The 13541-nt window shown below is 46.8% G+C and carries 14 protein-coding genes; 3 read left to right on the top strand and 11 right to left on the bottom strand.

What is annotated here, in order from left to right; all coding sequences use genetic code 11:
* Nucleotides 1–16: 16 nt before the first annotated feature.
* On the bottom strand, nt 17–145 hold the full coding sequence (locus tag FQV26_RS18955; protein ID WP_261384236.1) for a hypothetical protein: 129 nt from the start codon (nt 143–145) through the stop codon (nt 17–19).
* Nucleotides 146–365: 220 nt separating this feature from the next.
* Between FQV26_RS18955 and FQV26_RS01095 the strand changes: the two genes are divergently transcribed.
* The gene (locus FQV26_RS01095; RefSeq protein ID WP_146555538.1) at nt 366–1565 is read left to right on the top strand and encodes a NarK family nitrate/nitrite MFS transporter; all 1200 of its coding nucleotides are present in this window, start codon (nt 366–368) and stop codon (nt 1563–1565) included.
* 125 nt (nt 1566–1690) lie between these two features.
* Here FQV26_RS01095 and FQV26_RS01090 read toward each other — a convergent pair whose 3' ends face one another.
* From FQV26_RS01090 to FQV26_RS01080, 3 genes are read right to left on the bottom strand one after another with little or no spacing between them, the layout of a single operon-like run.
* Entirely contained in the window at nt 1691–2197 is a 507-nt protein-coding gene (locus FQV26_RS01090; protein ID WP_146555537.1) for a methylated-DNA--[protein]-cysteine S-methyltransferase, read from the bottom strand.
* Nucleotides 2194–3090 (bottom strand): DNA-3-methyladenine glycosylase family protein, encoded by an 897-nt coding sequence (locus FQV26_RS01085; RefSeq protein ID WP_146555536.1) that lies wholly within the window; start codon nt 3088–3090, stop codon nt 2194–2196. Before FQV26_RS01085 ends, FQV26_RS01090 begins: the two co-directional genes overlap by 4 nt.
* Nucleotides 3087–3659 (bottom strand): bifunctional transcriptional activator/DNA repair enzyme AdaA, encoded by a 573-nt coding sequence (locus FQV26_RS01080; RefSeq protein ID WP_146555535.1) that lies wholly within the window; start codon nt 3657–3659, stop codon nt 3087–3089. Before FQV26_RS01080 ends, FQV26_RS01085 begins: the two co-directional genes overlap by 4 nt.
* 253 nt (nt 3660–3912) lie before the next feature.
* On the opposite strand from FQV26_RS01080, the gene FQV26_RS01075 reads away from it, so the two are divergent.
* Entirely contained in the window at nt 3913–4269 is a 357-nt protein-coding gene (locus FQV26_RS01075) for a hypothetical protein (protein WP_146555534.1), read from the top strand.
* Nucleotides 4270–4355: 86 nt separating this feature from the next.
* On the opposite strand, the gene FQV26_RS01070 is transcribed toward FQV26_RS01075, so the two are convergent.
* Complete coding sequence (locus tag FQV26_RS01070) at nt 4356–5246, bottom strand: fumarylacetoacetate hydrolase family protein (RefSeq protein ID WP_146555533.1); 891 nt, start codon at nt 5244–5246, stop codon at nt 4356–4358.
* 287 nt (nt 5247–5533) lie between these two features.
* Between FQV26_RS01070 and FQV26_RS01065 the strand changes: the two genes are divergently transcribed.
* Entirely contained in the window at nt 5534–6484 is a 951-nt protein-coding gene (locus FQV26_RS01065; protein WP_146555532.1) for a sugar-binding transcriptional regulator, read from the top strand.
* 422 nt (nt 6485–6906) lie between these two features.
* Here the strand turns inward: FQV26_RS01065 and lpdA are convergent, their stop codons facing one another.
* From lpdA to FQV26_RS01035, 6 genes are all read right to left on the bottom strand, one after another.
* Nucleotides 6907–8289 carry a dihydrolipoyl dehydrogenase gene (gene lpdA / locus FQV26_RS01060; RefSeq protein ID WP_146555531.1) on the bottom strand — a complete coding sequence of 461 codons (1383 nt, stop codon included), beginning with the start codon at nt 8287–8289 and terminating at the stop codon, nt 6907–6909.
* A gap of 13 nt (nt 8290–8302) precedes the next feature.
* A complete protein-coding gene (locus tag FQV26_RS01055) occupies nt 8303–9655 on the bottom strand; it encodes a dihydrolipoamide acetyltransferase family protein (RefSeq protein WP_146555530.1) in 1353 nt (450 codons plus the stop codon).
* A 13-nt stretch (nt 9656–9668) separates the two neighbouring features.
* The gene (locus FQV26_RS01050; protein ID WP_146555529.1) at nt 9669–10652 is read right to left on the bottom strand and encodes an alpha-ketoacid dehydrogenase subunit beta; all 984 of its coding nucleotides are present in this window, start codon (nt 10650–10652) and stop codon (nt 9669–9671) included.
* Between the two features lie 24 nt (nt 10653–10676).
* Nucleotides 10677–11660: a thiamine pyrophosphate-dependent dehydrogenase E1 component subunit alpha gene (locus FQV26_RS01045; protein WP_146555528.1), complete on the bottom strand. Its 984-nt coding sequence runs from the start codon at nt 11658–11660 to the stop codon at nt 10677–10679.
* A 137-nt stretch (nt 11661–11797) separates the two neighbouring features.
* Entirely contained in the window at nt 11798–12145 is a 348-nt protein-coding gene (locus FQV26_RS01040) for a bh protein (RefSeq protein WP_146555527.1), read from the bottom strand.
* A 65-nt stretch (nt 12146–12210) separates the two neighbouring features.
* The gene (locus FQV26_RS01035; RefSeq protein ID WP_146555526.1) at nt 12211–13536 is read right to left on the bottom strand and encodes an NAD(P)H-dependent oxidoreductase; all 1326 of its coding nucleotides are present in this window, start codon (nt 13534–13536) and stop codon (nt 12211–12213) included.
* Between the last annotated feature and the right edge of the window lie 5 nt (nt 13537–13541).

The raw sequence follows: 13541 nt of genomic DNA, 5'->3' as shown, positions 1-13541 counted from the left end.
AAAGCTTCCCTCCCGCTCATTCTGATTTTGAAGTCGGGTTCCAATAAAGTTCGTTTCCTGTGTAAGACTCATTCATTTGTTGTGCAGTCACTTTGCATGCATCGCCATTTGTCACAAAGTTTAAAAAGAAATTTACGATTCTCATCTCGAACACTCCTTTTCATTCATGCATGCCACTTCAAATCACATGACAACACGTTAGGTTAACTAACATAGTATAGCCATTTTTCTCATCAGTCAACAAATTTATGTAATTTTCTAAAAAATACGTTAGGTTTCCTTACATAAGTGGTAGAAATATTTTTTCTTTTCGTATAGACTTACACAATCAACAAAAATCTGAATTATTAAAAAGGAGTGGAACGATGAAATTAATGGATTTAAGAAAAAGTGGGCATGCACCATCATTATTGGCTTCATTTCTGTATTTCGACATCAGCTTTATGATTTGGGTATTGCTTGGCGCATTAGGAGTTTATATCACAGAAGACTTTGGCCTATCCCCCTCACAAAAAGGAATGATCGTAGCAATCCCTATATTAGCCGGCTCATTTTTCAGAATTGTCCTCGGCATCTTAACGGATCGCATTGGACCTCGCCAAACGGCAATCGGCGGAATGATCCTTACAATGATTCCATTGTTATGGGGATTTTTGTTTGGCAGCAACCTTTCGGAACTTTACTTTATCGGAATTCTGCTTGGTGTGGCTGGCGCAAGTTTTTCGGTAGCGTTGCCGATGGCCAGCCGCTGGTATCCTCCTCATTTACAGGGTGTGGCGATGGGCATCGCTGGTGCCGGAAACAGCGGAACTGTTCTCGCTACACTGTTTGGACCTCGGATTGCTGAGCATATCGGCTGGCATGGTGTTATGGGTGTAGCATTGATTCCGCTTGTATTGGTGTTTATTGTATATGTACTGATTGCCAAGAACCCGCCTTCTCAGCCGGCGCCACAGCCAATCATTAACTACTTTAAAGTATTCAAACAAAAAGATACGTGGTATTTTTGCTTGTTATATGCAGTAACGTTTGGCGGTTTTGTTGGACTGACAAGCTTTTTGAGTATTTTCTTTGTCGATCAATACGGGCTTTCAAGTGTGCGAGCCGGCGACTTTTTAACGATTTGTGTCATTGCCGGCAGTTTGTTCCGTCCTGTTGGTGGACTGATTGCTGATAAAATCGGTGGAGCCAAACTGCTGAGATTCTTATTTATAGCTGTAGCTATAACGATGTTCGGTGTAAGCACCTTGCCCTCACTGGCGGTTGTGACGATTTTGCTTTTCCTTTGCATGATGGCTCTCGGAATGGGAAATGGAGCCGTCTTCCAACTTGTTCCCCAGCGATTTCAAAAGGAAATTGGCATGGTGACAGGTGTTGTCGGGGCAGCGGGTGGAGTCGGCGGTTTCTTTGTACCGAATATTCTAGGCACATTGAAACAAGTGACGGGTACATACTCTTCCGGATTTATGGTTTATGCCTTCATCGGAATCGCAGCTCTGATCATACTGACAGTCGCTCAAATTTCATGGCGCAGAGTTTACGTTGCAAAGACAGAATCTGTTTAATCCTTACACGAAGAGGAAACGCATATGACTTAAAACGGATGGCAAGGAAGTTGCCATCCGTTTTATTCCTATACAAAATAAATCTCAAGCCATAAAAAAACCAGCTAATTAAAATCAGCTGGTTTTTATCGTTCATTGCTTAAGGGGATGCTGTTTTTTCCGAACTCTTTTTCATGCCGCAGCAGCCATTCTTTGCGGGTCAAGGTACCTGCGTAGCCGGTCAGTTTTCCGGTCGATCCGATAATCCGGTGACAAGGCACGACGATGGTCAATTTGTTCTTGCTGTTGGCGTTTCCCACAGCCCTTACTGCCTTATCGCTGCCGATCGCTTTGGCGATCGAGCCATATGAAACCGTTTCTGCGTATGGAACTTCCGTCAGCGCAGCCCATACTTTCTGTTGAAATTCAGTGCCTGTGGATTTGCAGGGAATCGTAAATTCCATGCGTTCTCCTTTGAAATACTCTTCAAGCTGCCGCTGGCACTCAATGATGACCTGCGGGCTATCCGAATGGACTGGCTTGCTGACTTCCGTTTTTTCGGTGAACAGGATGGAAATGATCGCCTCTTCTGTTCCGATAATTTCCACGATGCCGATTGGAGATTGGAATTCAGCTTGATGCAGTTGATTCATAATAAGGACCTCCATAGATAGAATGTGGCATATGCCTGCCATCCTTCCCAATTTTTCGCAAGCTCTGTAATTTCTGCAAGGCTTGGTTTTCGATCGATCTTCAATTGAGCCTTCAATGCATTGTGAAGGCCAACATCCGCCAGCGGGAAAGCTGACTGGCTGCGCAGGCATTTCATCATGACGTAATTAGCCGACCAGGCGCCGATTCCTCTGATTTTCAGTAAAGCCTGCTCCATGTCCGGTTCCTGAAGCAGGCGTTCCTTTTGCAGATGGCCTTCTGCCATTGCCGACGCAATCCCGATAATGTACTCCGCCTTCCTGCCCGTTAACTGCAATGCTCTTAAATCAGCGACAGGCAACTCGGCAATGATCTCAGGACTCGGAAATGCCCAGTAATGATCCCTCTCGTAAACTACATGTTCTCCATACTGTTCAACAAACCTTTTTTTCAGCGTATAGGCAAAAGTCAGGTTGATTTGCTGTCCCATGACAGCCCATACCAATGCTTCAAACAAGTCGGGAATGCCTATGACCCGCAATCCGTAATATCGCTGCACTACTTCACTCAAAACCGGATCCGTTTCTGCCATGACATAGAACCCGCTCAAATCCGTCGATAAGTCAAACCATTCTCTAACGTAAGCGGCAGCCAGTTCCTGCCTCTTTACAGACGGAGTGCCGAGTGGAAACTCGATACGCAATGCACCATTTGCAGGAACGATGCGAAACAGCACGAGCTGGCCTTCAAGCTCTAGCAGTTTCGTTACCCTGCCGTCTTTAAGGTGAAACAGGTTTTCTTGCGGAGAACGGCCAAGATGGACGAGGCATTCAGTGAAATTAAAATCAGCAGGCGTGAAGATCTCCACGTAAAATTCGTTAGCTGTTTTCTTCATAATAGAATAGCCTCGCTGGATTTCCGGAATTCACTGGGCGAATGATTTTTCAGCTTGCGAAAAATTTTATAAAAATTGGACGGGCTTTGAAAACCTGTTTCAAAACAAATTTCCAGATTTGACAGGCTGGTGCATGTTAAGAGGTGGGCTGCCTTGTCAATTCGGATTTTCTCCAGACAGGAGCGCGGTGTTTCAGAAGTTTCCTGCTTGAATACGCGCTCGAGATAGGTCGGGCTCAAGCCGACATGATCAGCAACTTCCTGCAATTTAATACTTTCTTTGTAGTTGACCGACAAGTAAGCAACCACATTTCGTGTCAGTTCTTCATAAGGCGAATGTTCCGTTTCAGGGCGGCATCTTTTGCATGCCCGATAGCCTTTCGCTTCAGCTTCCGTCATGGTCGAGTAGAATTCGACATTGATTTTTTTCGGTTTCCGGGACCTGCAGGATGGCCGGCAGTAGATTTTGGTTGTTTTAACTGCCGTGTAAAAAAGACCGTCGTATTTCCGGTCACAATTTAAAACCTTCTCCCACATCTCTTCAAAGGAAAAATGTGCTTTCTCCACCATGTTATTCCCCTCCACTTAACCCGCGGCCAATTGCTTTATTGGTCACGCGCGCGTCCTTTGCCTCATTATATCCCAGTATCCCACAATCTTCAGCTATCCCGTTTTTACTGTTTTCTCCATTCTATAACTGAAAATGAGTAGATGCATCCTCAATCTTGCCTTTACAGTCCTAAAATTCTCAAGCGAAAAAATTTTATTTCCAGCCGCCTTCTCTTATAATGGGTAAGATGTCTACGAAAGAAGGAATAATCTCATGATACAAATTTTCTGGTATGTATACGCAGCATTTCTTGCCACATCCACAATCGGATTTTTTATACACGGTGCCTATAGAAGCCCTGTCTTCCTGATTGACCTAGCCTTCTCAGTCATTGCCTGGGTCGGACTGTTCGGGTTTGTCACCCATCATCAAATCTTCACGCCTTTTGTCTGGCAAGTAATTCTTGCAGCCGTAGTGCTGTGGGATCTGCTATTTTTCTTTTTCATCAAAGCCTATTTTACCGCGGAAGAACCGGAAGCCGATACGGCATCCATGACCATCATTTCAGGTGTTTTTATGGTGGTGTTGCTTGGCCCGCTCTATTACGCGCTATTTCACTATGCATTTTAAGGGCTATTCCCCTCTTGATCATGCAAAGACCGCCTCTATCCAGTTACGATTGGACAACGGCGGTCTTTTAATTATTTCATGGGAATTTACTGAGCAGACCCTTTCAGATCTTCCACCGGATTTTCCAATTGCTCGAATCCATCAATCCAACAGCCGACCACATCCCCTTGCCGAATGACGACGGCTCCCGGTGTTCCGGTTGAAATGATATCACCCGGCAGCAGCGTCATCACCTTGGAATGGAATGAAATCAAAAACTGCGGCTGAAAAGTCATATTCGATACCGCATTTTTCCGGTGGACCCTCCCGTTAATGACGGTCGATACATTCAGCTCGAGAACATCTTCTACTTCATCTGGTGTAACGAGGTGCGGACCGAAGCTGAAAAACGTGTCGAAGCTTTTGGCACGCGTCAAATACCGCGGATTTTTCTCCAGAATATCTTCCGCTGTCATGTCGACAATTGTGGTATAGCCAGCTACGACATCCAGCGCCTCTTCTTCCGTTACATCCTTGCATTTCTTGCCGATGATGATGCCAAGTTCCGATTCCGCTGTAGTGCGCTCCGACTGCACCGGCACTTTAATGGTGTCGCCAGCTCCAATAATGGTGGTATCCGGTTTCATGAAACTCGCTGGTTCGGTATTAGGCGATACTTCATGGAGATCGGCGGCATGCTCCACATAATTCAACCCGATTCCCCAAATCTTCCGCGGCTGTCGGTAAAGCGGCGCATAGCTGACTTGATCAAAAGGGATGATGAGCTCCTTGAAAGATTCTTCTTTTATTTTTTGCTGGAATTCGTCCTGAAACCAATGATTCAAAGCACTCAACTGATCAGACTCTATCAATTCCAGAAGATTTATTGCCCACCTCTGATTGAATGTCTCGTTCAATCGCTCCATCGGCACAACACCGGATCCCAGCACCAATGCGGCTACTTCCTGATTCGACTGCCTGATTGTCGCTAAACGCATATGCAAATTCCTCCCCTTTGTCTGGAGCCCAGATTTTCTCTACTGAGAACTCCAGCTATGTATTGACTCGCTCGTCTTAATTTTACACTAAAGTTGACAGAAAATTCTTTTATTTAAATTAATTGAAACAAAAATGGACATTTTGTGGATTTAGAGCTCTACCAAGTTGGTTCTTCCCTCTTTTGAACGGTATACAAAGAACCATGAAAACCGTATAATAAAGACATGAAAGCGGTTTACAAAAGAGCTTACAGCCGCAAATCGGACTCTGATGAGAAGGTGCTACGATGATGAATTGGGAAGAACGCAGGCAGATCGTAAAGGTCGCTAACCTCTACTATTTCGACGGCCAAACCCAGGCACAAATCGCCAATAGAATGGGCGTTTCCCGTCCCGTAATTTCAAAATTACTGAATAAAGCCCGGGAAATGGGCATAGTGGAAATTTATATTAAAGACGAAAATGCCCATACAGTAGAATTGGAGCAGCAGCTGGAGAAAGAATATCATCTGAAGGAGGCGCTGGTGGTGCCCGCGTCCAATCTCAGTACGGATATGGTCCAGCATTCCCTAGGAAAAGCGGCTTCTTCTTATGTCTCAAAGAATCTCAAAGACATCAAATCATTGGGAATTTCCTGGGGCCGCACCTTATCCAAGTTTGTTCAGGAATATCCGTATGAACAGCACCGTGATTTACAGATCGTTCCATTGGTTGGCGGGATGGGCAGAAAATTTGTGGATATCCACTCAAATTTGCTTGCTTATCAGCTGGCGCAAAAAATGAATTCTTACTGTTCTTATCTATACGCACCGGCCATGGTGGAGTCACGGGAATTAAGGGAACGCCTTGTCCAATCAGAAGATATTGCAATGGTTTTGAAAGAAGGACGCAATGTGGAAATGGCGGTTGTCGGTTTAGGAAATCCGTTCGAAGGCTCAACCATGATTGATATGCAATACCTGACTCCCGAAGATTTGGATTCACTGAAGCTGGCTGGAGCTGCAGGAGATATTGGCTCACGTTTTTTTGATGCTGACGGCAACCAGATCAAACACCCCTTGAACGACCTTGTCATTGGTCTTGATCTGGAGGAATTTAAACGCATTCCGGAAGTGATCGGCATCGTCGAAGGCGCTCATAAAGTGGAAGGCATCAGAGCTGCTCTGAAAGGCGGATATCTGGATGTGCTGGTTATCGATGATATTACGGCAGACTTGCTGCTTCGCACCAAAAAATGACAAATTCAGCTTTTCTGTACATGCTACATACATAAAAGCCGGTTGACCCGATGCATAATGCATCGGGTCAACCGGCTTTTTAGCTTCCGCTTTTTTGTATTGTCTAGCTCCAGCGCCCAGCTCTTCGGGTCATAAGCCAACCCGGCTGTGCGGCAAAGTGCGCCGCTTTGCCGGTCTGTCTTATGCCCGTCAGACCTACACGGACGCTTCCGCTTTTCTATGTTGTCTAGCTCCAGCGCCCAGCTCTTCGGGTCATAAGCCAACCCGGCTGTGCGGCAAAGTGCGCCGCTTTGCCGGTCTGTCTTATGCCCGTCAGACCTACACGGACGCTTCCGCTTTTCTGATTGTCTAGCTCCAGCGCCTAGAACCTCGGGGTCTTAAGTCCGTTTGCCTGTCGGTTCTGGATAGGCGCTTCCGCTTTTCTATTGATGGACTCCTTTTCCGAGCCAAGTAGCAGCGGCTTCGTAGAGTGTTTCTGTCACGGTCGGGTGGGCATGAATCATGGATGCCAACTCGTCGACTGTCCCTTCCAGTCGCATAAAGGCAGACGGTTCTGCAATCATTTCCGTCACATGGAAGCCGACCATGGAGACACCCAGAATTTCTCCATGGGTGGTATCCGCAATCAATTTAGTGAAGCCTTCTTTTTCATCCAAGGTCAGCGCCTTGCCGTTGCTGGCATGATCCACTTTTATCACTTTGTAAGCAATGCCACTTTGCTCTGCTTGTTCTTCAGTCATCCCGACACTGGCAATTTCAGGACTTGTGTAAACGCAACGCGGCACTACATGATAATCCATCGTCTCAGTTTCTCCAGCTGCATTTGCTGCAGCCACCAGCCCTTCCGCACTGGCAACATGTGCCAGCTGCCAGTTGCCGACCAAATCACCGGCTGCGTAGACATTAGGCAAACTGGTAGCCATGTGTTCGTCTACTTTCACGAAAGGCCCATTCATCTCCAAATTCAGGGACTGAAACGCCGAAGTGTTCGGGGATCTGCCGACCGAGAGAAGAATCAAATCCGTATTCAAGGTTTCTGTCTGCCCTGATTGGCGTTCAATCTGAACCAGGCGCCCGCTGTCCCCTTGCTCTACTGCCGTCACTTTCGTTGAAGTTAGAATAGAAATTCCTTTCTTTTTCAGCGACTTTGCCAGGACTTTTCCGGCCTGTGGATCTTCACTCGGCACAATTCGGTCGCTCATTTCCACTATGGTCACTGGGACACCCAGCGCAGAAAATATACAGGCAAATTCCACGCCAATGATTCCACCGCCAACGATGACCAGTGACGAGGGAATCTCTTTGATGTCAAAAATAGTATCGCTGGTATGGAAATTCTCTTTTTCTAATCCTGGAATAGGAGGAACGACGGGCTGCGATCCGGTGGCTAGAATGACTTTATCGGCCTTCACCACTTTTTTCTCACCATTTTCATCAATTGTAATACTTCCATCCGCCTGTACTTTCCCATAGCTGTTCAGCACATCGATTTTCCCTTGTTTCATCAAATAAGCGATTCCGGTACGTAGTTTTTGGATAACCTCATCTTTCCGAGCCATCATCTTGGACATTGATACCGTTACGGGTCCCGTTTCAATGCCCCAGCTTTTTGCTTTTTCAATATTTTCGATGACTTCGGCGTGCCGAAGCAGGGTCTTGGAAGGAATGCAGCCGCGGTTAAGGCATGTTCCGCCCAGTTCCCGCGCTTCCACCAGCACAACCGACCTGCCAAGCTGCGCAGCTCTGATGGCCGCTACATATCCTGCCGGCCCGCCACCAACCACCGCCACTTCATATGTTTTCAATAGGATCTACCCCTTACATTAATAATTCAAGTGGATTTTCAAGAATGGCCTTTAAATCGGTCAGAAAAGCTGCAGCCGGCGCACCGTCAATAACGCGATGATCGAACGACAAGCTTACTCCCATCATCGGACGAAGCACAATCTGCCCATCCACACCCACCGGTTTTTCATTGATTCGGCCGATTCCAAGAATGGCTGATTCTGGCTGATTGATGACCGGGTTGAACGTATCAACTGCGTACATTCCAAGATTGCTGATCGTGAAAGTACCCTCAGACATTTCATCCGGCTTTAATTTTCCGCTTTTTGCTTTCTGTCCGGCTGACTTGCAGTCTGCCGTCAGTTCAGCCAATCCTTTCCGGTCTGCATCTTTGATGACCGGCACCAGCAATCCATCCTCAAGAGCGACTGCCAACCCGATATGGACGGCATCGTGTTGGACAATTTCATTGCCTTCAAGGGAAATGTTGATATTCGGATGGCGCTTCAAAGCATGTGCTGTCGCTTTCATAATGATTTCCGTGTAGCTGATCCGGTAACCGGTCTGTTTTTCGACAGGGTCCAGTAATCGCTTGCGCATTGCCACCACTTCCACCATGTCGATTTCACTATTGAGCGTGACATGAGGTGCAGTCGTCTTGCTGTGGAGCATCCGATCCGCCACGATTTTTCGCATTCCTGCCATTTTCACACGTTTAGCAGGAACCGTTTGAGAAGCGGCTTCGGGTTGTTTGGCTTTTTCAACATCTGCACGATAAATCTTGCCTCGCGGTCCGCTGCCGGCAATGTCCTGCAGCTCCACGCCTTCCGCTTTTGCTACTTTTTGAGCAAGCGGCGTAGCACTGCTGGCACTGGAGGCAGCGGCACTGGCAGTCGTGGTAAAGCTTTCAACGTCCGCTTGATGGACCCGCCCTTTCGGACCTGAGCCTTCGATTTCAGCGAGGCTGACTTCCCGTTCCCGGGCCACTCTTCTGGCAGCCGGGGTTGCCCGGACTTTCTCCGGCTGTTCAGAGGGCTGCTCTTGTGGAGCAGTTTCTGTTTGCTGCTCAGATGATTCGGGTGATTTTGGTGAATCCGGCTTGTTGCTGACACCTGATTCTCCAGGCGGTGATTCGGGAACTTCTTCTCCCGCTTCACCAATATAGCCGACCACGTGGTTGATTGGAACTTCGTCGTCTTCTTCAAAATAACGTTTCAGCAGAATTCCATCTTCATAGGATTCCACTTCGATATTGATTTTATCGGTCATGATTTCAAATAGCGGTTCCCCCACTTCGACGGAGTCTCCTTCTTCCTTGAACCATTGAAGCAATGTGCCGACCTGCATCGTACTGCTCAGCTTCGGCATGAATATTTCTTTAGGCATCTGTTTCTCCTCCCTACAGGCGGTTTAACGTTTCTTTAACGGCTGTAACAATATCGGACACTCCAGGAACCGCCGCTTTTTCGAGCTCTGGATTATAAGGAATTGGAACCGCTTTACCGCCAAGCCGCTTGATGGGTGCATCCAAATAATCAAAGGCTTCACTTTCCGCAATGAGACTGGCAATCTCTCCGCCAAATCCTCCGCGCTTTACTGCTTCATGGACGACAACGAGGCGTCCGGTCTTTTTGACGGATTGGACAATGGTTTCGATATCAAGCGGCACAAGTGTCCGCGGATCAATTACTTCGACATGAATGCCTTCTTTTTCAAGTTCTTCAGCCGCTTCCAATGATTTGTGGACCATAATGGCAGTTGCGACAATCGTCACATCCGTTCCTTCTTTTTTGATATCGGCTTTGCCAAGCGGAATCGAGTAAGCTTCTTCCGGAACATCGGATTTTGTACGGTAGCAAAGCTTGTGTTCATAAAATATAACTGGGTTATCATCATCAATTGCTGCTTTCAGCAATCCTTTGGCGTCGTAGGCCGTGGAAGGTTGAACCACCTTTAATCCCGGTATATGAGCCATCCAGGCCTCAAGGCTTTGGGAATGCTGCGCCGCAGCCCCTGTTCCGGAACCAGCCGGTGTCCGGAGCACCATCGGCACTTTTCCTTTTCCGCCATACATATAGCGAATCTTTGCTGCCTGGTTGACCATATTGTCCATTGCAATGGTCATAAAATCGGAAAACTGCAATTCCAAAATCGGCCGCATTCCCGTCAATGCCGCTCCGACTGCCGTACCTGAGATGGCCGCTTCAGAAATAGGGGTATTGCGAATCCGTTCTGGACCGAATTCTTCAATCATTCCGCGTGTGACACCGAATGCGCCGCCATAGACGCCAATATCTTCTCCTAATATAAAAACATCTTCATTCTCACGCATTTCCTGGCTCATGGCTTCTCTTACCGCTTCTAAATATGTCAATTCTCTCATGCGTCGATTCTCCTTTACTTCGTCTTATGCGTAAATGTCTTCCATCAATGCATCCAATGTCGGCTCTGGGCTATTTTTTGCAAATTCAACAGATTCTTCAACCTCTTTTTTCGCATCCGCTTTAATTTGATCTGCTTCTTGCTGCGTAAAGATTCCTTCCTCGATCATTACTTCAGCCATCAATTTAATTGGATCTCTCAAGAGCCATTCCTTCTCTTCCTCGCGCGTCCGGTACTTTTTGGCATCGCTCTTCGAATGACCTTTTGAACGGTAAGTTTTGGCTTCGATGATAGAAGGTCCTTCTCCGTTGCGTGCCCGTTCCACCGCTTCGCTGACTCCATTCATCGTGTCAAAGACATCATTTCCATCGACCACTTTGCCTGGAATGCCATAGCTTGCGGCACGATCGGCGATGTCTTCGATGTTAATCATTTCCTTGACCGGTCCTGACATGCCGTATTGGTTGTTTTCGCAAATAAAGATGACCGGTAATTTCCAAATAGATGCCAGATTTAGCGCTTCATGAAAGCTTCCCTCATTGGACGCGCCGTCTCCGAAGAAACACAATACAACATATCCTTCTTTTTTCATTTGCGAAGTCAGGGCTGCTCCAGCAGCTATCGCAAAGCCGCCTCCTACAATTCCGTTGGCCCCAAGATTCCCTTTATCTACGTCCGCAATGTGCATCGAACCCCCTTTGCCTTTGCAGTACCCGGTCGTCCGGCCGAAAAGCTCAGCCATCATGCCATTGACAGTGGCGCCTTTGGCAATGCAATGTCCATGGCCACGGTGTGTGCTGGTGATCTTGTCCTTGTCCTCTAACACTGCGATAGCACCGACTGCGGAGGCTTCTTGTCCGACACTTAAGTGAGTCGTGCCGTGAATCATCCCTTTTGCGAAAAACTCATCGACTTTTTCTTCAAAAAATCGGATCAGCCACATCTGCTTATATAGTTCTCTTAACTCCGTCTCTTTTACTTGAGGCGGCAATTTTAGTTTTTGAGTCATTTGTCTTCCTCCTTTTACATATGTTCACGTATGTGACATATGTAAAATATAATATTTTTTGATTATTTAGTCAAGTAATTCGAAAGGGCCATCCCTCTCGAATGGTTATGGAGAAGTTTGGCCCTAGGACAGTGATACTATTTAGCTCGGCTTTTTTTGGACTTGTACTGCTTAATGATTTTTCGTGAAGCATTGACATCCTTCAGCAGCCGATACGGTTTACTGACAGTCCGAACCGGCAGCGAGATCAGCAGATGGCTCAAATCGTCTTTGTATTCCTGCGTGATCCTTGTCGGCTTCGATGAAATCCTGTCATAGGTTTCTTTGTAGAATTTCTTATTAACGTCTACCTTGAGCTGCTTTGTTTTATTGCACTGCTCACAACGGATGCTTTTAATGTCATCGTTGATATACGTAATTTCATGATTCACTTCTTCTTTACAATGGTTGCAGAATAATGCCGCTTCCATAGTTTTCAGTTTCATGCTTGGACACCTCCCATTCGATTGATTGGGTTTTTTCCTCTACATGAGTTGGAGAGCGCTAAACCTTATGCTTTGACCGGAATTTCCTTCTGGGCTCCTGCTTTAAATGTGTCATCCTGCATACGGCGCAGGCGCCAAATCGTTGAATCTTTGGTTTGTTCCACATCTTCATAGGTGATGACTTCACCTTTTTTGATATCCCGTTTTAAGCGAACATTCTTATCGACCAATCCAAGTGGCAATGCATTTTTTTCGCTCGCCTCTTGTGCGGTAAGAATATGGCCGTATACTGTAAATCCTCCGATGCTGTCCAAAAAGTCTCCAGCTGTCAGATCGATTTTCGCTACTGTCACGGTCTCCGCCTTCAGCCCATGCCAAGGTGCAATCGTCGCTTCATTGTAAATATACGCGCGTGCAATGGAAATAGGCGTTTCCAGGCTGGTCAAATGATAAGGACGGTATAGCACGTAATTCGGTCCTTCACCCATGCTCAAATATTTCAATTCGTGATTTACTTCTTCTTTTTCAGAAGCGATGATGGCAAATACACCGGGTGCAACACCGTTGATGTATTCAACAATCTGTTTGTTATTGACTTGTCCGCCATCCTCTTTCAATTTGAAGATTTCCGGCAGTCCTTTTACGTCGCTGACAAATCCATGCATGCCCGGTTGATCCGGCAAGAAACCTGTGGCATTTGCTACTGCTGTCATTTCAACCATTGTTTTCGTTCCGTCCTGGAAAGAAGCAAGCATTTTCGGACTGGCTCCTTTTCTGGCAGCTTCTTCCGCCGCTGAATCAGGGTTGGCATTCAGATTCAATGGATTGTTCTTGCCTTTCCCAAGAGCCACGACTTCAAAGCCAAGTGCATCGGCAAAATCATACAGTTCCATAATGGCGCCCGGTTCATCGCCTGCTGACCCTGTGTAGACGACTCCGCTGGCATCTGCCATTTTCTTCAGAATGACCCCTACCGTTACGTCAGCCTCTACATTCAGCATCACAATGTGCTTACGGTTAAGAATGGCATCCCAGGCAATTTTTGCCCCGATGTCGGGAACTCCCGTAGCATCGACGATGACATCCACTTCAGGCAGTGAAGTGACCAATTGCGCATCTGTTGTCGACACCACTTTTCCTTCCTTCACTGCTGAGCTCGCCTGCTCTACGTTATTGGTTTCTACAATGTCAGACTCTGAAACGCCCGATTTCACATAAGCATTCGTGACGTTATCGATTTGAATATCCGCGGTGATGACAACACGCATACCTGCCATACTTTCAATCTGGGAAATCATTCCGCGTCCCATCTGGCCAGCTCCCACTACGCCGACTTTGATGATTTCACCATTCCGTTCAAGTTCTTCGAGTTTTCTATTTATTCCTAGCATGAACT

The organism is Planococcus sp. CPCC 101016, assembly GCF_007859295.1.
Classification (GTDB): Bacteria; Bacillota; Bacilli; order Bacillales_A; family Planococcaceae; genus Planococcus.
Note: the sequence above shows the minus strand (reverse complement) of the source record. Positions and strands in the feature narration are given on the sequence as shown.